Origin of the sequence: Vibrio sp. 10N.247.310.24 (genome assembly GCF_041467175.1) — a bacterium.
GTDB lineage: Bacteria > Pseudomonadota > Gammaproteobacteria > Enterobacterales > Vibrionaceae > Vibrio > Vibrio tasmaniensis_A.
The window spans coordinates 1-22,074 of sequence record NZ_JBFSUD010000059.1; the positions used below are offsets into that span (position 1 = coordinate 1).

Annotated in this window: 15 protein-coding genes and 1 pseudogene; 4 read left to right on the plus strand and 12 right to left on the minus strand. The window is 44.6% G+C overall.

Features of this window, described 5'->3' with window-relative positions:
* Positions 1-575: 575 nt before the first annotated feature.
* The 4 genes from AB6E08_RS16675 to pulA form a co-directional block, all read right to left on the minus strand.
* Positions 576-1,529: a nucleotidyl transferase AbiEii/AbiGii toxin family protein gene (locus tag AB6E08_RS16675; RefSeq protein WP_102249439.1), complete on the minus strand. Its 954-nt coding sequence runs from the start codon at positions 1,527-1,529 to the stop codon at positions 576-578.
* 1 nt (position 1,530) lies between these two features.
* Positions 1,531-1,935 carry a DUF6088 family protein gene (locus AB6E08_RS16680; protein WP_017104303.1) on the minus strand — a complete coding sequence of 135 codons (405 nt, stop codon included), beginning with the start codon at positions 1,933-1,935 and terminating at the stop codon, positions 1,531-1,533.
* Positions 1,936-2,159: 224 nt separating this feature from the next.
* Positions 2,160-3,926, minus strand: a complete 1,767-nt coding sequence (locus AB6E08_RS16685) for an alpha-amylase family protein (protein ID WP_372032489.1) — start codon at positions 3,924-3,926, stop codon at positions 2,160-2,162.
* Positions 3,927-4,186: 260 nt separating this feature from the next.
* Positions 4,187-7,900: a pullulanase-type alpha-1,6-glucosidase gene (pulA, locus tag AB6E08_RS16690; protein WP_372066816.1), complete on the minus strand. Its 3,714-nt coding sequence runs from the start codon at positions 7,898-7,900 to the stop codon at positions 4,187-4,189.
* A gap of 377 nt (positions 7,901-8,277) precedes the next feature.
* Here pulA and AB6E08_RS16695 point away from each other — a divergent pair, with 377 nt between their 5' ends.
* Complete coding sequence (locus tag AB6E08_RS16695) at positions 8,278-8,667, plus strand: DUF1294 domain-containing protein (RefSeq protein WP_065678504.1); 390 nt, start codon at positions 8,278-8,280, stop codon at positions 8,665-8,667.
* Between the two features lie 54 nt (positions 8,668-8,721).
* Here AB6E08_RS16695 and AB6E08_RS16700 read toward each other — a convergent pair whose 3' ends face one another.
* Positions 8,722-9,306 (minus strand): LysE family translocator, encoded by a 585-nt coding sequence (locus AB6E08_RS16700; protein ID WP_029223178.1) that lies wholly within the window; start codon positions 9,304-9,306, stop codon positions 8,722-8,724.
* 141 nt (positions 9,307-9,447) lie between these two features.
* On the opposite strand from AB6E08_RS16700, the gene AB6E08_RS16705 reads away from it, so the two are divergent.
* The 3 genes from AB6E08_RS16705 (at position 9,448) to AB6E08_RS16715 (ending at position 12,389) form a co-directional block, all read left to right on the plus strand.
* Positions 9,448-9,888, plus strand: coding sequence for an Lrp/AsnC family transcriptional regulator (locus tag AB6E08_RS16705; RefSeq protein WP_229634026.1), 441 nt, complete (start codon positions 9,448-9,450; stop codon positions 9,886-9,888).
* Positions 9,889-9,914: 26 nt separating this feature from the next.
* Positions 9,915-10,844, plus strand: coding sequence for a LysR family transcriptional regulator (locus tag AB6E08_RS16710; protein ID WP_371703329.1), 930 nt, complete (start codon positions 9,915-9,917; stop codon positions 10,842-10,844).
* 309 nt (positions 10,845-11,153) lie between these two features.
* On the plus strand, positions 11,154-12,389 hold the full coding sequence (locus AB6E08_RS16715; protein WP_372066829.1) for a tetratricopeptide repeat protein: 1,236 nt from the start codon (positions 11,154-11,156) through the stop codon (positions 12,387-12,389).
* Between the two features lie 421 nt (positions 12,390-12,810).
* Here the strand turns inward: AB6E08_RS16715 and sstT are convergent, their stop codons facing one another.
* The 7 genes and pseudogenes from sstT to malT all read right to left on the minus strand — a co-directional run bounded on the left by sstT (position 12,811) and on the right by malT (position 21,672).
* Positions 12,811-14,028 (minus strand): serine/threonine transporter SstT, encoded by a 1,218-nt coding sequence (gene sstT, locus AB6E08_RS16720; protein ID WP_009845849.1) that lies wholly within the window; start codon positions 14,026-14,028, stop codon positions 12,811-12,813.
* Positions 14,029-14,462: 434 nt separating this feature from the next.
* A pseudogene (rsgA, locus tag AB6E08_RS16725) lies at positions 14,463-15,422 on the minus strand (ribosome small subunit-dependent GTPase A); the annotation flags it as partial.
* A gap of 253 nt (positions 15,423-15,675) precedes the next feature.
* Positions 15,676-16,134, minus strand: a complete 459-nt coding sequence (locus tag AB6E08_RS16730; RefSeq protein ID WP_065678499.1) for a copper chaperone PCu(A)C — start codon at positions 16,132-16,134, stop codon at positions 15,676-15,678.
* Between the two features lie 83 nt (positions 16,135-16,217).
* Complete coding sequence (locus AB6E08_RS16735; protein ID WP_372066821.1) at positions 16,218-16,814, minus strand: SCO family protein; 597 nt, start codon at positions 16,812-16,814, stop codon at positions 16,218-16,220.
* A complete protein-coding gene (locus AB6E08_RS16740) occupies positions 16,811-17,251 on the minus strand; it encodes a hypothetical protein (RefSeq protein WP_065678497.1) in 441 nt (146 codons plus the stop codon). The genes AB6E08_RS16735 and AB6E08_RS16740 overlap by 4 nt, the downstream gene beginning before the upstream one ends.
* A gap of 202 nt (positions 17,252-17,453) precedes the next feature.
* Entirely contained in the window at positions 17,454-18,374 is a 921-nt protein-coding gene (locus tag AB6E08_RS16745) for a DUF368 domain-containing protein (protein WP_032499237.1), read from the minus strand.
* Between the two features lie 589 nt (positions 18,375-18,963).
* Positions 18,964-21,672, minus strand: coding sequence for an HTH-type transcriptional regulator MalT (gene malT, locus AB6E08_RS16750; RefSeq protein ID WP_029223176.1), 2,709 nt, complete (start codon positions 21,670-21,672; stop codon positions 18,964-18,966).
* Positions 21,673-22,074: the final 402 nt, after the last annotated feature.

Genomic DNA, 22,074 nt, shown 5'->3' on the forward strand with positions numbered 1-22,074 from the left:
GGCGAGATTTAAATGGCTCTGGAAATGGGTTAAACGTATCACCTTTTATGCTTAATGCTTGTTTCGCTTTCGTCATTAATTGCCCCTGTGCATAACGCTTTTCAGTCGGGATATAGTCATTTGCTTCTGTCTATCTTGCTCAACCTTTTTAAGCAACTCAAGCCATATATGATGGTCATGTGATTTTTGTACGCACATGAGTGATGGGTTACGAAAAAAACACCTGCACTCTAGGATTGTTCGTTAGCATATGTATTACAAAATCAACTCACCATTAATGAGTCAATCATCGGTCGTTACACACTTTGGGGAAAAAGTGATTTAGCTAACCGCCTTTCTATCATGTGATCACCAAGCGATTCTGTCAGACTACATCACGACAGTGCAATGGTTTGCCTCATAGGCATGTTGCGCTGCTCGTTGACTCATGAAGTAAGTGAGTCAAAGTAGAAAAATGAGACTTCGTAAACGCCCTAGAGTAGTGGGTTGGGCTAACTTTACGGTTTGTTGACTTGTTCTTGGTGTAGCGGATCTTGATTGATTTTAGTGTGTGGCATGAGGGGTTCTCAAATCGGTTAGATTGTTTTAATTAACGACTGCGCAATGCGTTTAAATGAGGCAAAGCAGGTATCAAAATCATGGGGGTCGGTGTTAAACACCATAGGGGTAACAAAGTCCTGAAAGCGTTGGCGAAAAACTGGGTTATCTTCAAGCTCTTTTAGCCCGAGCTGTAGCTCTTGTTTGGGGTTAGCAACAAACTCAGCGTGTTGATTACCAAAGCGATCGATATCTTCTTTCAATACGTTGTTAAACAACGCTGTCATTGCTGTAAGGTCGAAGTTTTCCAACTGTGCCTCGGTCTTTAAAATGCAGTAAACATCATAGATATGGCGTACAAGCGTGGCATCATCCTTACGTTGCGCATCACGCTTTACGGACATGGTACGGCGCAACATCGAAATCACTTTTTCAACCAAGGTCGCTTGAATAGAGACGCAATCAAACGCTTTTACTTCTTGTGGCTGTTGATACAGTTCCGCTACCAATGATTGGATCGGCCGAAGTTCTACATCCAGTAAGGGAATCGTCTCTATTAACTCAAGTTTAATGATGGGGCGAAGACATGGCGCTTGGCTAAACTGCTGCGGGTATCTGAGTTCAAGTTCAACATAGCGATATTCATCACGAACGAGACGCGACTCAACTGTAAATCGCTCTGTTTGAGTGATCGCCATTTCAATCTCGTGAATGCATGTCTTGCGGGCGGTTTTCTTTTGGCCGCGACTCAGCTCACCAAATTCTTGGTGGGGAATGAGTTTTATATCCACATCTTCTGACATTCTCAGGATTTTAACGTTTGACTTGGCTAGAGCAGTGCCCCCAGAAAAAACCATTTGATGATGCACCGGAGTCACTTTCGCTAATTCGGCAAGCAAGGCGACGACCCAGTAATCTTTTTCAATAATGGCTGGGTTTCCGAGCTCAAGCGCATCTGAAACCTCAAGGAATTGTTGTTTTAGTTTTTCCATATTAACTCGGTGAGTTTAATACTCGGTTACCGACAGCCAACTTGCGATTAAACTGTTTAGGATTCCACGAGTATTGAATGGAGGATGGGATTTGGGTGCTTTTACCAGCTAGGCTTTGTAAAGACAGTTTGTCCATCTCAAAATCGACACCTTTCATCTTTAAAATTTCACGCATCAAAGCATCGCTTCCGCCAGGGTTTGTGGGCATGGGTCTGCCGGTTAGACTATTCATTCTTGCCTTTGTGTATAGACCATAACCAAGTTTGATTAACTCACCTTGCTTAACTAACTGCCTTAACGCTCGACCGATTTGGTCGTAGCTAGCAAAACCATCAAAGTCTTTGCGCTCAAAAACATAACGTCTTGAGCGCTTTATCTTTTGATAAACGCGTTCAACTGCTGTCATTTGAACCTCCTGCTTTCATACGTGTGGGTAGTATAACGCAACCTTATGATGACAGGAAGAAATACGGCATACCAAAAGGAAGGCATGCGGCGTGAAAAATAAAAACAAGACCATAATTTATTGTTTTATTTATATTATTCTAATGATGTTGAAAAGTGACCTTCCTATAAATGGTATCCTAACCTTACTGTGAGTCATCCCTTTATTACTTTTAGAACGGTTGATTAAAGGGTTAACACCCAAGCGAAAGCGGCTAGGGGCTTTAATTCTGCACTGAAGCAACCTACGCCGTTTTCCACATACAGCGTCTGTTGTTGGACGCCTTCAATATGTTCTTTGAGCGTATAGCTTCCGTCAGCAATGCCTAGTTTTTGAATAACCTCTGCCGTCACCTTCAACTGAACGTGGTCTGTTTTGCTTTGGCTGAAGTTAGCCGCGGCGATAACCAGTTCTTGGTTATCAAAACGCAAGAAAGCACAAACAGAATCACTTAGCTGATTGGATTGGTGTAAGTCTTGGTACGCTCCGGTCATCGATGAATGGTTCAATGAAAACGTCATCACTTGTTGATAGAAGAGTCTGAGCTGCTTTTCATCATCGTTGAGCTGCCCACCATCGAACTTTCCTCCGTTCATCCATTTTTGATGTTGAGGAACACCGATGTAGTCAAATATAGACGTGCGAGAAGGTTGCCCAAAGCCTGCGTTCTCCGCGCCCGATTCGCCGACTTCTTGCCCGAAGTAAATCATGGTGGGAGAGCTACTTAATAGCGCACTGACTAACATGGCTGGTTTGGCAATGTGTGGGTTACCAACAAACTCAGGAGACGCGACACGCTGCTCATCGTGGTTGTCCAAGAAGTGCATCATGTGGTGTTCGATGTCCATCATTTGATGCTGGATCTCAGGAATGATTGCCGTTGAAGCCTTACCTTGCATAATTGCTTTTAGGCCGTCGTAAAGATCGACTTTGTCATACAGGTAGTCCATTTTACCCAAGCGAATGTAATCACGATAAAGGTCCGGTTGGTACACTTCCGCCATCAAAAAGGCGTCTTGATTCTTTACTTTGATTGATGAATTGAGATAGCTCCAGAATTCGACCGGTACCATTTCTGCCATATCGTAGCGAAATCCATCGACGCCTTTTTCTAACCAATATAATGCGATGTCTCGAAACTTAACCCATGAATCCGGCACATCAACTTGCTGCCAGAAATGGTAGTGGGCGAGGTGATCACGCATCGCGTAATCGTCCGGTAGTTCGGGGAAGTCTTTTGAACCGTCTGGTCGCACGCCATAGTTAATTTTTACGGTTTCATACCAATCGTCGAAGTTGGGTTTGCTCAAGCGCGATCCGTTTCCTGTCCATTTGGCTGGGGATTCAAGAAACGGTGAGGCTAAATTCGGGTGTTGTTCGCCACCAAGAGGAATGAACGCAGGTTCGATCTCGGGCAGTTCAAATGTGCTGTCAGGAATGTAATAGAAGTTATTGTTGCGATGATACTCAACAGTCGTGTCATCTTGATCGGCAAAGTCACGTACGCCTTCTGGGTTATTCAAGCCTTGGTAATTACGGGCAATGTGGTTAGGGACGATATCAATGATGACTTTCAAACCATTGTCATGGCTTCTTTTGATCAAGGCTTCGAATTCCTGTAAACGCTGCGCTGGGTTGTCAGCAAGATCTGGGTTTACGGAGTAGTAATCTTTGACGGCATAAGGTGAGCCAGCCCGTCCTTTTACAACGCTTGGATGATCGTCTGAGATGCCGATGTGCTTGTAGTCGTTGATCACAGCATGATGTGGTACTCCGGTGTACCAAATATGAGTGATGCCGAGTTCTCTAATTTCTGTCAGCGCTTTATTGGTGAAGTCACTAAACTTGCCCACGCCATTTTGTTCAATGGTTCCCCAAGGTGTGTTCTGTGTATTCTGATTGCCGAACAAACGGGTAAAAACTTGATAGATTGAATGTTTCTTGTTGTACATACTTATATTCCATCTCGAGAAGTGGAGCTGTAGGGCTTTGTCGTTGAAGCTGTGTTAGACGTTATATTTGATATAGACGTTATCGTTAGGAGGCTAGCTTAATCAGAATGTGGCTTTATCCTCCTTGGGTAAGAAAATCGGGGCGTAGTTGATGTGGTATGTGAGCGGCTGCTCAAAAAAGGGGAGGTTAATACCTCCCCTCGCTCTTCCCCAAAAAAACAGGCTCGTCTGTGATGATTATGTGAATGTGAATGTGAAGCTTATTGTTTCGTCACAGATACCACGGCTTTTTCTGCGCTGTCATTGAGTTGATGAATCGCATTCAGTGTGAATGTGTAGTTGCCCGCTTCGGTTACATTCAACTTACAGTCGCCTTCGCTACCAATGTTGATCGAGCCCTGAGCTAAGTCGACGGAGTGACAGCCAATATCCAAGGTACCCCAAGTAGAACCGCCAAACTTGAAGCCATATTCACCCACAGCCAGAGCGCCACTGACAGAGTAAACGCCGTTACCAACGAAGTTCATCGCCCATGCGTCCGTCGGGTTCCATCCGTTCATTGCACCACGTACATAGACGGTCGTTTTGCCATATGGCGGAATCTTAGATACGTCCTTTTGTGAGTTATCAACCGATAACCCAGCACCTTGTGATGCGCCTTGAGTTTGCACAAATACCGCGGTGGTCAATGGCGGAACGGTGAAGGTCTCAGCGGAAAAGGTGGCGCCTTTCACGATGTCATCGGCAGAGTTCTGCTGAATGGTATGGAGTGTAAAGCCCGTCGCTCCCGTGATCTTGAATGATTGAGATTTACTCGTTGAGTTTATGACAACCACAATGGCATCAGCGGTTGGATCTAGGTCTTTGCCTGTGGAGATTCCGTCATCAATAGACATCACGATCAGGCCTTCGATTTGATCTTTGCCCACATTGCGGAAGTCGACACGCTTCATGACTTCTTCTGCTGTGTCTAAGCGGAACAGTTCACTTGAGCTGCGGATTTTTAACAGCTCTAGGAATTGCTGCTTGGTGAGGTCAATGTCTTCTTTTACTGGTTTAGCTGTGCTGTCGGCAATGATAGTTTTGATGAGTTCCCAGTTGGCACCATCTTTGTCTTCACGAGGTAAGCCAACATTCCAGTTATTGCCAGTACCATCAAACATCACACGGTTGTACCAATCGCCAGAGTCGTAAGAATCACGCTGCATCGATTTAGAACGTAACAGTTCAGAACCCATGTGTATGAACGGGATGCCTTGACCCAACATGACGGTCGAGAGCGATACCGACTGCATACGAGCACGTTCTGCAGAGCTTGTACCTTCGGCAATTTTGTAAGCGTTGTTATCCCAAAGAGTTTGGTTATCGTGCTTGGAAACGTAAGAGATGTTCTCTGACGGCATTTTGGTGTAGCCGGCAGGTGCGCCGTTGTAGTCGACGTTTTTGCCCAGTTTGGTATCGCCTTTGTAATCCAGTAATACGTATTCGGCTAAGTTACCGGCCATGCCTAAACGCACAAGATCTTGGTTGTGTAAACGACCGTTGACTGAATCTTGATCAACTTTGGTTTCTTCGTTGGCAAACGCGGCGTTACCGAAGCCTTGGTTAAATCGAAGTGGGTGCTTACCTTCAGAATCGACACCACCATCAAATGGGCTACCGCCGCGTACTGCATCACGCAAACGGTCAGAGAAGGTGCCAATTTCGGTGCCTGCCATATTGATCTGGTTGGCTTGTTCGAAGCGAGCGTTGTTTGCTACTTCGCCAAAGTCCCAACCTTCGCCATAGAACAGGGTATTTGGGTCGATCTTGCGCACTTCTTTCAATGCTTCAACCATTACGCTTTTTGGCTGGTGGCCCATTAAGTCAAAACGAAAACCATCAACCTTATAGTCGTCAGCCCATACCTTGAGTGAGTCGACCATCAACTTACCCATCATTAGGTTTTCAGTTGCGGTGTTATCACAACACGTTGAGCTTTCCACGCCACCAGTGTTCACATTCAGGCGGTGATAATACCCAGGGACGATCTTATCCAGTACGGACTTATCGTTCACGCCAGACGCATTGGTATGGTTATAAACCACGTCCATGATCAGTTTAAGATCCATTTCGTGCGCAGCTTTAACCATTTGACGGAATTCTAGAATACGTTTTGAACCGTTAGGATCTGTCGCGTAACTTCCCTCTGGAACGGTGTAATGAAATGGGTCGTAGCCCCAGTTGAAACTATCTAGCATACGCAGATCGTTCATTAGAGCTTGGGCATCGCCTGTTGAAGAGTTATAGCTGTTGAGTACGGTTTCGATGGTTTTGTTTTCATCTTCGGTGCCGCATAAAGTCGCCGTTGGTTTTACGTTACAGAGTTTGCCAACGGTGTCGGTGATATCCACGCGGCTCGCGTCATCTTCATTGATGGTAGCGATATCGAATGCAGGTAAGATATGAAGCGTAGTTAAACCGGCATCTTTCAGAGCTTTCAAGTGTTTTACTGACTCACGATCGGCTTCTGTTAGCGCTAGGTACTTGCCGTTTAAGCTTGCTGTACCTAACTTATCACTGAAGCTAAAGTCACGAAGGTGTGATTCGTACAGTACGTGGTCTTCGTCTTTCTTCACCGTTGGGCGCTTATATCCAGCCCAACCTTGTGGCATCAGTGCTGCTTCATCAAGGTCAATCACTTGTGAGTATGCTGAATTCTTCGACAAGCCGAGTGAGTATGGGTCGGTCACAAGGCGAGTTTCGATATTACCAGTGGTTGGGTGGTAGACCTTCACTTGGTAACGGTAATAACTATTCACGGCGTTAGAAATTGAATCCGTTGCCCAAATGCCTGTTTCCAAGCTTTCCGTCATTGGGATCACTTTTGAACTTTGTCGGTCTTCGCTGTAGAGGACGAGTTCAACATCTTGCGCGGTAGGAGCCCAAAGTTTGAAGGTCGTCGTGCTGCCTTCCACAATCGCCCCCAGTGTTTCTCCGATTGCGTTACCCGTCTCTTTGTTGGCAAATACAGCATCAAGTACGCCGGGCTTTTGAACTTCAGTTGAAGAGATAACGTCGCCATTCACATTATACGCAACAACAATGATTTGAGATTTCAAGATGGTGCGCAGCGTGCTGGCGTCAACATCAATTGATAAAGCGGGTAGGCTTGCTAGATGACGGAAGCGTTCTTTTAATGCAGAGGATAGCTTGCCATCTTTTTTGAGTTCAACTGCCTGCCCACCGACGATCGCCTTATCATCGTTTATCGTGATGCTGTTATCGAGTGCGTAGAACAACTTGAGAGAATCGGCACCGTCTGCAGCTTCCCAAGCGATTGTGTTTGAGTCCAACCAATGTGCCTTCTGGCCATCAATCTTAACTGGGCGTTCTGAAATCGGTTCGTAGTACAGCGCGCTGCTGCCATGGAAACCGAATACAGATTGAGATTGACTCAGTTTGGTGAGATCAATTTTCGAGTTGGCGCTGCCAAACGCCTTATCGCCGCCATTATGCAAGATGAAGTTCATGCACTTATGAGGGTCGGATGCATCTGGGTCGACTTTCAACACGTAGTAGGCGCCATAGGTATCATTGATGCCCTTGAATTCATAAGGTACATCCCAGTCAGTCCCATTGTTACCTAATCCCATGCCGACTAAGTCAGTGCTCGTACAACCTTCACCATTCCAAAGGTGAAGCCCCCAGCCGTCGTAGGTCGAGCCAGAAGCGCGAGCCGCTGCAACATCTCGTTTGTAATAAATAACAACTTCGTTTTCAGCGGCTTTATATAGACTATTGCTGTCAGAGTTTGTTTTGCTAGTGTCGCTTCCACAGCCTGCTACCAAGGTCGCGGTGACGAGAGGCAATATCGCCTTGGCTAAAGCTGAACGTTTGAAGTTGTTTGTTTGCGCAATATTGAAGCTCTTTGTTTTTGCAATCTTCAAGGTACTTTGTAGAATCTCGTGTTTATTGGTATTTATTTCGTTCACGTTTTGATATCCATATTTTTTACGAAGATGAATATCCTAGGCTTAACGATGCTCCACTATTTGTGACGCTTATGTATTAAGTTATTTTTAATCCGTAAAAATAGGAAACCTAGTGTCGATATCACGGATTGTGGTGGTTAACGCGCTTTTTTATTGGTTCAATAGCTCATAAAATACAGTTGGTTAGCCATAGGCGTAGAAGATAGGAGTAGTCGCTAGGGGTGATAACTACGCCTTATTTATGTGAGCTTAGTGGCACTTCACTCACTGGTTGTTTTTCCTATCAAAAAAAGTTTGTACTCATTCGCCTCAAATAGCCTTAGTGAGTCTTTAATGTGGAATGGTGACGCTATGTTGTTCATTATCCAAAGGAGTTGATGTTGTCTTCATCTATTCAAATCGCTATTACTTATCTGGTATTGGTAGCGGTATCTGCGTTGTTTTCAGAAAGTTCAAAAGCGCTCTTGGTGTGGTATTTAGTTATCGGAATAGTGACGTTTTTTGTGTACGCGAAGGACAAGAGAGCGGCAATCAATGGTAATTGGCGTGTACCAGAGAAAACTCTGCATGTTTTTTCTGTTGCTGGTGGTTGGTTAGGTGCGTTAATTGCTCAAGATAAACTGCGTCATAAAACGCAGAAGCAACCATTTAGATTTGTATTTTTCGTGACGGCGTCACTTAACGTTGTGGCTTTTGTCTGGACGTTAACGCCGAGTGGGCAGGCGACATTTGGTCAATGGCTAAGCGAGATTATTAAGCTCTTTTAAAGAAACGGATGGTTAGCACCGGTGTACTAACCATCAATAGATAAAGTAAGTCGATTAGATCATCGGAATCGTTGAGGCTAGAAGTAAGCCTGCCATACCGTAGTTGAAGCTCTTGATGCGTACTGGTGTTGTTAACCAGTGTTGCAGTTGTTTGCCTGCTGCCGTCCAGAATGTCACTGATGGCAAGTTGGCTAGTGTGAATATACTGGCGATGATCGCGAGCTCCCACCATGAACTACCACTGCTGTACACTGAAATTGCCGTCAGCGCCATTGACCAACCTTTCGGGTTCACCCACTGAAAACTTGCCGCACCAATGAAGGTCATTGGTTTAAAAGCCTCAGTACTTTTCGCTTTACCGCTCAATGCTATCTTAATCGCAAGGTACACGAGGTAAGCAAGACTCAGGTATTTCAAGATTTGGTGAGAGACCGGATAGGCGTTAAAAATCCCCATTAAGCCGAAGCCAACCAATAGCAACATGGCTGCAAACCCCAGAGCAATGCCCAGCATGTGCGGAATGGTACGAGCAAAGCCAACATTGGCTCCTGATGTCATGAGCATGATGTTATTTGGACCTGGTGTGAAGGTCGAGACAAACGCAAACAAGGCAAGTGCGCTAAGTTGTTCTAAAGGCATTGTGATTCTCCAGCAGTAAAATGAACGAAGTGACTGACCGGTCATGACTTTCACGTGTTGAGAAACATAGTAGGTGGAAAGTGAGGCAATTATGTGCTTTTATTTCCTCAATTATCACTTAATGCACAATAATAAGTACTTATGGATAGATTTGACGAAAGGATATTGCAAGAGCTTAAATTGGACGGCAGAATCTCCAACATTGAGCTTTCAGAACGTATAGGATTGTCGGCTTCAGCGACCTTAAGGCGAGTACAGGATCTCGAGCGTAAAGGGATCATTCAAGGTTACCGCGCGGTTCTGGATAATGGCCTGATGGGCGTTGGCTTTATTGCTTATGTTTCGATTGGCTTGTCGAGCCACAGCAAAGCGGCTCAGCTAGAGTTTGAACAGCACGTCAGTATGGAGAAAGAGGTGGTGGAGTGTCACAACATTACTGGTGCTAACGAGTACTTGCTTAGAGTTGAGACCAAAGATCTACCGGGCTATAAGAAGTTTCATGCCGATGTGCTTGGGGAATGTACTCAGGTTCAATCCATTACGACCATGGTTGTTATGGATACACCCAAAGATGAACGTTAGTCGAGTTTTATTTCAGGAGAGGCGCAGTGCCAAATACTAACCAGTTGTTGTTGTTCTTAGATGTGGTTCAACAAGGGTCGTTTACCAAAGCGGCAACTTTACACGATATGGACAACTCATCACTCTCTAAACAGATAAAAAAGCTTGAACAAGATTTAGGTGTTCAGTTGCTCAACCGTTCTACGCGTTCGTTCTCGTTGACGTCGGCAGGGGAAGATATTCTCGCGCAAACCTATGTACTGAAAGATACTATTAATCAGATCCAAGGCATTGCCGACTCGTACCAATCTGAGCCCAAAGGTGTGTTACGAATTACGTCGCCGATCTATTTTGGTCAGCAATACTTGCAACCTATTATTACTCAGTTCATGAGAAAGTATCCGGATGTTCAGATTGTGCTGTCACTAGACGACAAGATCGCCAACATCATTGCCGGGCAGTTTGATATTGCATTTCGCTTCAGTAAGCTTGTTGAATCCAACTTGATTGCTAAAAAAATTGCCGACAGTAACTTCATGCTCGTTGCATCGAACGACTTTGTGAAAGAGCACGGTGAGCCAAAGACGCCACAAGATTTGCTCTCCTTACCTGCGGTTATCTATACCAATGGTGATATGACGGTTGATCATCTGCGTATCAGTGAAGGGCCGCATGGCAACACTTTCCAAAGCCTAACGATTCGCGGTAACTATAAGGTGAGTGATGTTCGCACCATGGTGTCTTGCGTAAAAGATGGCTTAGGTTATGGCTTCCTTGACCAATCAAACTTGTATGCCTCAATGAAAGAGTTGGGCTTGGTTACGTTACTTCCTGATTATGCAATATCGACGGTTGATACGGCTATTTATGCTGTGTATCCGCATCGTAAGCAGACCAAATTGGTGAAAGAGTTCATTACTACGGTTCAAGACTATATTGGCTCTCCGACCATTTGGGAGAAGATGCAGCAAGGTTAGTTGGAAAGTCTAGGCCATAAGCTGCTAGATAAGATAGATAAGATAGATAAGATAGAATAAGTAACGCCCCAAGACTTATAGATAAAAAGCGAGCGGGATCACAGCATTAATGGAGTGCTGACGGATAGATACTCGTAGGCTTTTTATCATTATGTATTCCTGAGATACTGAACAAAATTCATTTTAGGGCGGATCGTTTTAATAACTGCGCTTTTCCCTGTCATTCAAACATACTGCTCGCTATAGGTTGATTGCTTTCCTGTGTAGGGTGCTATTAGCCGAGTTAGGATAAAATATTTTATGAGTACAATGGGAATCGCAATTGGTGCGACCGCTCTTTCGTTAATACTGATTGCTGTTTGGTTGGTCTCTTTGTCGCTAAGAAAAAAGCGCTTGGAACAAGAACGTAAAGCTCGCGCTGTCGCTTACCGAAAAGCGATTGAAAAAGCACGTATCCAAGAGCAAAAAGATCGTCAATTTAAGGCTGAAACAGGGCATGTGCCGTCGATTTTGTATTTGGCGAAAGAGGCCGAACGAGTCAATCTTAAGGAAGCTCTGTATTGGTACGATAAAGCTGCCCATTTAGACAATGTCAACGGCATGTACGGCATTGTGCGTCTGAGTATGAAGTGCAAAGAAGACCTAATTTTAAGAGAAAAGGCCAATTTTTGGCAGTTAGCGATATCAGCACTGGATAACGATCCGCTTGCAAAATTCGAGATGGGTAAAGCACTCGTGTTTGGTCGCGGAGTTGAGAAAAACCTTCCGAAAGGCAGCGCCTATATTGAAGAGTCTGCGGTTAGTGGTAACACCGAAGCGATGCTTTTCATGGGGGATTGGTGCTTAGATAGAGAGAACCCGGATTATTCTCCAGAAAGCTCTTTCATGTGGTACAGAAAAGCGGCTGAAAAGAATAGCCTAGACGGAAAAATCAAATTGGGTATGAGCTATTTGAACGGTGTTGGTGTTGTCGCTAATCATCGTGAAGCGGTTTACTGGTTTGAAACGGCAGCTGAAAAAAACTGTGCAGAAGCGATGTTTAAAGCCGGTGAGGCGTGGATTGACCATGGTGAGCACGGCAATGCTATCGCGTATATCTGGTTATTCTTATCGGCTCATTTTGGCTATGCGGATGCTAGGTATTTGAGAGATAAAGTTGGTGGGGATCTTGGTGTTGATGCCGTTGTGGGGTTACAGGCTCTGACTAAGCCAATAATGACCAAGTTGACGCAAGAAGCAATCACCAAGCACTCTATCGTTAAAGCGCTCAACAAGCTCTACAAACGCGATATCCCAGTACATAAGAAAGTGAAAGAAGCCTCTGACGAAGAGGGTGATGAGTTAGGTGTCGATAAGGCGGATTTGGATACCGAAGCTTCAAGTGCTCAAGGTTTAAATGGCAACAATCACCAACAGGCGGCTGAAAACCATGATGGTGCCAAGGCAAGCGCGAATCGAGCATCACAAGATAAGCAAGCTAACTCTAATAGCGGTTCTTTGGACTTTAGCCAACCGGTAGTCGAGTCTAACTGGAAGAGCAATTAATAAACCGTGTTTATGAGTTATTACCTGTATTCTGAACATGACTGAAACGAGTAGTTCTACAATTTAAAAAATCCAACGATGTTATAACTGACGCTAAGGTGATCCGTTATTCATACGGTAGGTGTTATACCAATCGTAGTAAATCACTGGTCACCCTAGCTTGCTAAAACGCTCGATAACTGCGTTAGTATTTTTGATTGTAGAATAACTACTTATCGAAACTTCTTGTCGAAAAGAGCTGCCTTGTTCTCAAGCCTTTTCCCTGCGCTATTTTTGATCACTTACTTACTGTGATTGGTATTATTGACTGCGGCGGGTAAAGCACTCAAACAAAAAAAGGGAAGCATCTGCTTCCCTTTTTGTTTATGTACGATTTGCTTTTTAGAGCTTAGAGCTGTTTAGGTTCAGAGCAGCTAAAGGCTTATTGCTCTTTGTTTTGCTCGGCTTTACATACAGCCGCAGTGAACACGACGTCTGTTGAGCTGTTAAGCGCAGTTTCCGCTGAATCTTGAATCACACCGATAATGAAACCAACCGCTACAACCTGCATCGCTACATCGTTTGAGATGCCGAATAGGCCACAAGCTAGCGGGATAAGCAGTAGTGAACCGCCAGCAACCCCCGATGCGCCACATGCTGATACAGCAGCAACAAGGCTTAGTAGAATCGCAGTGAAGATATCAATCTCAATACCCATAGTGTGTACAGCAGCAAGCGTTAACACAGTGATGGTGATTGCTGCGCCTGCCATGTTGATCGTTGCGCCTAGAGGAATCGATACAGAGTAAGTATCTTCGTCTAGTTTTAGCTTCTTACAAAGGTTCATGTTCACTGGGATGTTTGCAGCGCTTGAACGAGTGAAGAATGCCGTTACACCAGATTCACGAATACATTGCAGTACGAGTGGGTATGGGTTTTGTTTTGTTTTAATAAATACAAGCAGTGGGTTAACTACAAGTGCGATGATCAGCATTGAGCTTAGTAGTACTGCTAGAAGTTGACCGTAGCTTGCCAGTGCATCGAAGCCTGTTGTTGCGAATGTTGCAGAAACAAGACCGAAGATACCGAATGGCGCAAGACGAATAATGAAGCGAACAATGTGTGAAACACTGTGGCTTAGGTCTTCGAAAACCGCTTTGGTTGTTGCAGATGCGTGGTGCAGTGCAAGACCAAGACCGATTGCCCAAGCTAGAATACCGATGTAGTTCGCGTTCATTAGTGCGCTAACTGGGTTGTCTACAAGCTTGAATAGAAGCGTATGAAGAACTTCTGCAATACCTTGAGGAGGGTTAGCACCTTCAGCGCCAGCAACCAGTGTCAAAGTGGTTGGGAACATGAAGCTCAGTACTACAGCAGTCAGTGCAGCAGAGAACGTACCAATCAGGTAAAGCACAATGATTGGACGCATATGGGTGTGCTGACCTTTCTTTTGGTTTGCGATAGAAGCTGCAACAAGAATGAATACTAAAATTGGGGCAACAGCTTTCAGAGCACCAACAAACAGGCTACCTAATAGGCCTGCATCTTGAGCTGCTGAAGGAGAAACCATGGCGAGAACGACACCGAAAACAATACCAGCAAGGATCTGTAGAACGAGATTTCCACGAGCGATGCGGGCGAGCATGTTGTGATTTTGCATAAAATACCTGCAATTGTTAATTTATTATAGTGATGTATCTTTTTATGAAGTTGTACCAAATCCAACTATACACTAGCGGAATTGGCGGTCATATTAGCGGGATCTAAGAGGGTGTCTAGGGATAGTTTACTTTTAGGGTTATTGTTTGCGCTATGTGGTGTTTTTAGAGCTAAATGTTAAATAAATGTATTTTGATTGAGCTATAAATCTGCTGGTTCTCATTTGATAGATTCAAAACACTGCAAATGTAGAAATGTAAACGGCTATAGGAAAGAACATTGTGTGCATAAATAACCACACCATTATCAAATTGAAACAAAAAGCCCCACGTGATTAACACGATGGGGCTCATTGTCTTAATTTAAAGTTATCTTAAGTTAGGTTATCTTCAATACAGCTTATAGCTGTTAACCTTAAACCTTAAACCTTAAACGTTAGTCAGACGCTTTTTTAAGATTGCGGCCTTCTGATTGTACGGTTTTGTACATCTTGGAAAGCTGCTTATTGCTGGCGCGTTGTTCCGCTAACGAGGCGCCATTTCGGGCTTGTTCTCGCAATAACTTTCGATAGTTAGCAAATCGTCGCTCAGACAATTCTCCACTTTCAATCGCCTTGCGTATCTTGCAACCCGGTTCTGATTCATGATGACAATCAGAGAATCGGCAATGCATGGCTAACTCTTCCACATCAGAAAAGGTTTCACTCACGCCTTCAGCGCAGTCAGCAAGTTGTAGCTCTCGCATTCCTGGAGTATCGAGCAGTAAGCCGCCCGATGTTAGCAAGTGGAGCGATCGTGATGTGGTTGTGTGTCGGCCTTTGCTATCGTCTTCACGAATGCCACCTGTGGCTTGTTCAGCCTCACCAAGTAATGAGTTGACTAAGGTAGATTTACCCACACCGGATGAACCCATTAAAGCCACAGTCTTGCCCGTTTTACACCAAGGCGACAAAACTTGAGTTGAGTCTTGGTCTAGGCTATTCACCGCTTCGATCATCAGCATAGAATCTAAGCTTTGCACTTGTTGTACTTTGTCTTCGTAGTCATCACACAAGTCTTTCTTGGTGAGTACGATAACGGCTTCAACCTGTGCTTCATTGGCGAGCGCTAGGTAGCGTTCAATACGGCTTAGATTAAAGTCGTTATTTAACGAAACCACGATAAAAACCGTGTCGATGTTAGCTGAGATATATTGTTCAGCGACACGGCTACCTGCAGCTTTACGGCTGAAGAGTGATTGACGGTCTAATAAACGGCCGAATTGCAGTTCAGAGTTCAAGATTACCCAGTCGCCTACCGTCATTGAGGGTTGGTTTTGATGGATAGGGAGAGCGATTTCGCCTTGTTCTGACGCTAGTGTATAGCCGCTGCGATGGTGCGCGGTAATACGATCAATAGTAAACCGGGTAAAAGTGTGCGGTCGTCACGGGTGACGATGTGTTGGTGGATCGGTATTGAAGTTTGATTAACCAAACAAATTAACGCGCTACTTTTACTGCCAGTTTTAGTGTCTTCATTACAATCATCTTCTATTCTCCTTGGTTATAAATGTGGTCGGGCTTTGAATAAAAAGCGAGCTCAGTTTAGCAAAAAGCCACGATGGCGAGAAGTCATCGTGGCTTAAATTATTTCATCGATTGTGAATCTGATTAATGATGATCGTGATTCATCTTTTTCATGCCGCTCATCACTTTCTTCACTGGCGCATCAAAGGTCTGTGTTTCACCGTTTGCGAAGGTCAGTGTCATTTTGATTTGTTCACCTTCTTTTAGGCTGCTTTTTAAGTCAAACAACATGATGTGTAGGCTGCCCGGTTTAAGTACAGCTTTACCATTTGCAGGGATGGTGATCGCTTGAACTTGACGCATCTTCATTACGTCGCCATCAACGATAACATCATGAAGTTCAACCTTTCCTGCTGCTGATGTTGTTGCAGAAACAATAGCGCGATCTTTATCGCTATGGTTCATCAGAGTCGTGAATACCGCGCTGTTCACTGCTGAAGGCGGGGTTGCGCGCGCGTACGCGTCATGAACCATAATATCGTTATTCGCTTGAGCAAGAGGAGTGAGCAATAAGCCTGCTAGAGCAAGTGCTTTTAACTTCATGTTGTTGTCCTTAATTTTTATGTTTTTGGTCTGGGACCTGACTTTTTTTGAACTTTATTGAGTAAGTTCTTTGTTTTTACGTTTTACTGCGTCAGCTTGTTGATAGCCTCAACAATTGGCGCTGGCGTCAACGTGTGCGGTACTTTGGTAATCAAGGTACCGTCGGGCTTTAAAAAATAAAAATATGAGCTGTGGTCTAGGGTGTATTCCAACTCTGAACCTTCAAGCTTGGTCTTTCTGAAAATAACGCCGTAGTTATGAGCCAGAGTCGTTGTCACATCTAACGGGCCACTTAATCCTTCCATCATTGGGTGGAAGTATTGTGCGTATTCGTATGAGGCTTCAGCGGCATCACGCTCTGGATCGAGAGAAACAAACATCGGGCGAATCTTGGCTTTTGCTTCATCAGAAATCTGGTTAAGTGCTCCGGCTAACATTGCTAGGGAAGTAGGGCACACATCTGGGCAACGTGTGAAACCAAAGTAAACGATACGAACTCTGTCATCGGTTTGGTCAAAGATTTCCGTTGGCTGGTTATCTTTACCGAAAAGGGTTGTCGCGGAGAATTGTTGTTTTGCCGCGTGTTGTTTTTGAGCTTCGTTTTGCCCATCAAGATAACTTTTAACGCCAAAGCCAAGGACAAAAGCGACAACCAATGCTAACGACCAATTTCTACTCATCTTGCCATCCTTATTGCCGGGTTTACAGTATCGACACCATCAGTGAGCTCACCGATCCATGTCATCTTGTCTAAAGTACATACAGGTAAAATTACATCACCTTCATAGGTATTATTGCCAATGTTTTTTAATTGAAAACGTGCCGAGCCCATTTCCATCTCTAAACCTGTAAGCGACAGCATTAATGTGTCAGAGGCTGCGCCTTCCCACACTACTTTGATTTTGGTGGGAGCCAGAGGTTGAGCCGTCTCGCGATCAAGTGTCATCGTAACTGTATTTTGCTCACACGATGTGGTGGAAAGCATGCAGTAATCATCTAAGTTAATCTCAGCAGAGGCTCGCTCCATCGCTGATTCAAATTGCTGAATTGCTTGCGGTCCATAAAAGCCTGCCACGAGAGCGATCCCAAGAGCAGCAACCTTTAATGCAGAGTGCATGTCGTGTTCTCATCTAATTTTATAAGAGCGGCGATGTTATCATATCCCTCAATATGTGCTTGTATCAAAAAGTAATTTTGTGCGTATGGTAGAACTAAAAAAGCGAAGCCATTGGCTTCGCTTTTGTCTGTGTCATAGGTTCATGAGCTTAGTCTTTCTAAGTTCTATCCGTTCTGAATACGCTTGAGAATGGATAGAATGATCAGTCAGCGTTGCGCTCTGCAAATTTCTCTAACCCAAGGACCAGAGCAATCGCTACAAGCATCATCACAATAGCCATTACTAGCTGTGAAGGTTGAGAAGTGACGGCTTCAAAATCAAACGGTGACAAGTTTTCTTGAATCAGAGGAACTTGCTCACCTTTAGAGTTTGTACGCCAGCTGATCGTTTCTTTCCACGGCCAAATCTTCGGCAGTGTACCGATCATCAAACCAGTCAAGAATACTAATGTGAAGTCGCGGAATGAGCGCAATAGCCAAGACAGTACATGTGAGAAAGTCAGCAGTCCGATCACACAGCCCGCAAGGAATAGCGCAAGTACATCGACCTGAAACTCTTTAACGGCACCAAGTACCGGGCCGTACATACCAATTAATAGCAGAATGAAGCTTCCTGAGATACCGGGTAAAATCATCGCGCAGATAGCAATCGCACCCGCAATCAATACGTTGATGCTGGTTGGCTCCATTTGCAGCGGTTTAAGCACGGTAATGCTATAAGCGAAAGCAACGCCAAGCAGCAAAAACACGAAGCGAATCATATCGCGTTTCTCTACTTGCTTAAGAATATGGAAAACCGACACCAAGATCAGGCCGAAGAAGAAAGACCACAGTGGAACAGGGTGGGTGACTAATAACCAAGAAATCAATTTTGCGAATGTCGTAATGCTCGTGAATACGCCCGCGAACAGTGAAATTAGGAAGAAACCATTGATGTGATTAAACGCGGCTTTGAAGCCTTCGCGTTTCCATAAGCCAAGTACGCTAGGGTTAATTCTGCGAATGCTTTCTAGCAGCGTATCGTAGATACCAGTGATGAATGCGATGGTTCCGCCCGACACGCCAGGAACAACGTCTGCTGAGCCCATTGCCATGCCTTTGAAAAAAGTACTTAAGTAGTTCATTGCTTCATAGAGTTGAGGATGATTTTGTGCAGTATACAAACTTTAGTGTAAAAAAAGTATGAATATGCCTTTGGCGAGGTGCTTTATTACCTCTTTAATTGTAAGGCAATACGTTGATGTGAACATCTGCCTTACATTTAAAATACAACTGCTTGGTGTCTTATTATTATCGGCGGCAGTGAAACCTGTTTTCTATCGATATTGCATCTTGGTTGCATTATGCAAATGCACTTTGCAATTCGCATCATGAATTAGAGGTTTTTATGCGATGCAGGGCTTATAAAATGGCTGAATTAAAGTTGGCACGCTAACTGCATTATATACATTGACCCTTCTTAAGCCGAGGGTCACCTAGCCAACTGACGTTGTTAGTGAACTTATGATTTGTTCACAAATATATAGAGCCAATCGCGATTATTGCGGTTGGCTATTTTTTTGTCTGTCGTTTGGCTCTTTATGATCAGCTATCTGCTATTAACCCCATGCTCCAAACGAAAAAAAAGCCAGTCACCATAGGCAACTAGCTTAAGCTTTTCTCGAATCAATCTCGAATCAATCTCGAATCAATCTCGAATCAATCTCGAATCGTTTAGTACCCCATCAACTGCAGTAAATTCTCCGCTGTGCTGATCGCTTCTTTACGGTTAGCAATGTTTAGTTTTTGGTAAAGGTTACGGATGTGAGTCTTGATGGTGGTACCTGCGACATCGAGTTCTTGAGCGATCTGCTCGTTACTGAACCCTGAATAGATCAAACCAAGTACTTGCCATTCACGCTGGGTGAGTGGGCTTGTGCGCACAAGTTCAGGAATGTTTGGGTGATTGACTAAGTTTTCGACAAAGTCTTCATCAAAGTGAACCGAGCGGCTGCGTTGGGTGGTCGAGATATCTTTCATGATCTGTTGAGCGCGATGGCGTTCTAAGTCACCTAAGCCAGGCTTGTTACTCAACTTATCCAAGATATGTCCGATAGTCCCGCCGTCTACTAAGAAGTTGCCGACCATACCGGTTTGGTTAGTCATATGAAGCGCTTCTTCAAGTAGCACGCGTGCGCTGTCTTCATCGTTAATTTGTGTACGTAACACGGCTTCAACGATCAAGTTTCGGTTGGTGTCTGTAATCAGATGTGAACGCTGAGCTTCACTCTTAAGGAAAGTCAGCGCTTCTTCCGCTTCTTCATACTGCTCAAGAATGATGTGAGCGCGAACGATGTTTCTCCATTGCAGTTGGCAGAAGTGGTTGCTTGCCGATTCAGGTCGAACAGCCACATTCAACCAATCACGTATCGCCTCTTTATTGCCTTTTACTTGCCAAAAAAGAATCAAAGAAAGAGAAGCGTTCGCCGTCCAGTCCACGTGGTAAGTCGATTGACGCAATAGGTGCTGAATTTGGTCGATAAACTTAGATGCTTTATCAATTTCACCGCGACTCAGTGAAATACGAGCCAGCATTGAATAGCTGTGAAGGTGCTTACTTGGTGAATGGTGACCAAGGATATCCAAGCCTTTGTAACAGCACTCTTCCGCTTCATCTAATCGGTTCCAACACCAGAATATTTGAGCTCTAACACGCAGTAAGAATTCATGCAGAGGCACGTATTTTAGCTGGTGTTCTTCGATCAATTTGAACGCACTGTCTTGCAGCTCGAATGCCGCTTGAACGTAACCCTGTGCAATTAAGATCTCGCTCTGTTGTAGAATTGCCCAAAGCGCTTGGTGGTAAACTTGATACTGGCGTGCAAGTTTTTCTGTTTGCTGCATCATCGGCAGTGCACGGCTCAAGTTGCCCATTACGTGATTGACTTCACCAACAACAGACGTGGCGACAATTCGGCTACGATAAACGGTGGTGTTCAGCTGACTTAGCGAAAGCTCTGCCAATTCCAAGGCTTTTTCAGGTTCATTGCTGTTAATAGCAACTTGCGCGCGCAGGGCGTTGTATTGCCCTTGTTGTTGAGTATCGAGTTCAATATTTCGAGCTTGATATTGTGTTTCAGCCTCTTCCAATAATGTCCCTACTTGTTCGTAGCGGTGCTGACTTTGTGCTAGCCAAGCTCGTAACATGGACAGTTTAGGGTCGCTGTAAAGTTGATCCGTAGTCAGTTGCTTGATCGCCATCTCTAACGAGGAAAGCTCGCCTTGGTTGAACATCGGCCAACCGTGGTCTGTCAGTATTTGAATGATCAGTTCTGGGTCTTCAGCGCGCTGTGCATGGCGTAGTGCTTGGTGTGGTGTGTCTTGTTTAATCCACGCCTTCGCGGCACTTCGGTGCAACTCTGCTTCTTGTTGAGGGATTCGAGCTTGACGCTCATGTGCCAAAAATTCACCAAACAGGTTATGGAAACGATACCAGTTCTTTTCGCCTTCAAGCGGGTAGATGAATAAACCGAATCGATTTAATGATTCGATCATACCCAGTGCGTCTTCACGCTGTGTTAGCGCACAAACCAGTTCGTCGTTGAAGTGGTCAAGCACTGAACACTGCATCAAGAACTGTCGAGTTTCTTTGTCTAACAGGTCGAAAACCTCTTCAACCAAGTAGTCCCAAAGATGGGCTTGATTAAAGTGGGAGAAGGACTCAGCAGACTGCGCCAGCGTGCGTTTTTGATGTTGGGCTTGCAGCGCAATAAGTTGAAGTGCAGAAGGCCAACCCTCTACATAGGTACAAATACTGTCTGCCGTTGTGTCATCAATACCATCGGCAACACGCTGATTAAAAAAGCGCGTCGTCTCTTCGGTATCAAAAGCCAGCGAGTCATTACCTAATTCGATCATTAAGTCTCGAACGCGAAGGTTTGCCGTACCTAGGGGGGGGGTACCACGACTGGTTACAACCAGCGTAAGATTGTCGGGCATGTGTTTGAGGAAAAAGCGCATTGCTTCTTGAATGTCATCATTGTTGACTAAATGGTAGTCGTCTAAAACAAGAAAACATTCATGATGATAGTCCGACATCTCGGCGAATACTTCGCTCAATAAAGAATGCAGCGATGAAAACTGTCGTTTCTCTGCCAGTTTTTGGGCATTGGGACAGGAATTTTGAGTCGCTTTATTGAGTGATTGGAGTAGGTAGTTGATAAAACGGAAGGCATCGTTGTCACTATCATCGATGCTGTACCAACCCACATTCGGCTTATCTAACAGCCACTGTGCAGCCATGGTGGTCTTGCCATAGCCCGCAGGAGAACGGAACAATACAAGCTTATAGCAATCTGCGTTCTGGAGCAGATCGAGAACCCTAGGTCGTAGGATTGCATTATGTAAGCGGCCGGGACGAGTCAGTTTCGAAGGGATCCACATGTCGAAGTTTTTCACCTATTCCGTGGCGTATGTTTTGGGGATTCTAAAACCGTAAAAGAGTTGCCCAATCACATCTGCCTAATTACTTAAGTCTGTGCTTATGTTACGTGAAGAAAAATGGCACCGACTATGATTCTCCTCAGAAACCTTGCGGTCTTGCATGTTTTTGGCTTTCTACGCCCTTAATTTGAGACTTTGCTCACGTTGCGTGGTGGTTTGTGAATGTGACTTTGTTCGGTCTTACACTGAGATTTATGCAAAAGATGAGATATGGAAAATAATTTCGTGATCTCAAACTCAGATTTGCTAATCAGTTTATTCCGGTTAAATAAAACTCACATCAATTAACGTTAAGTTATCGAACGGGAGCTTGTGATCTTAGTCACTCCAACTTTTTGTTCG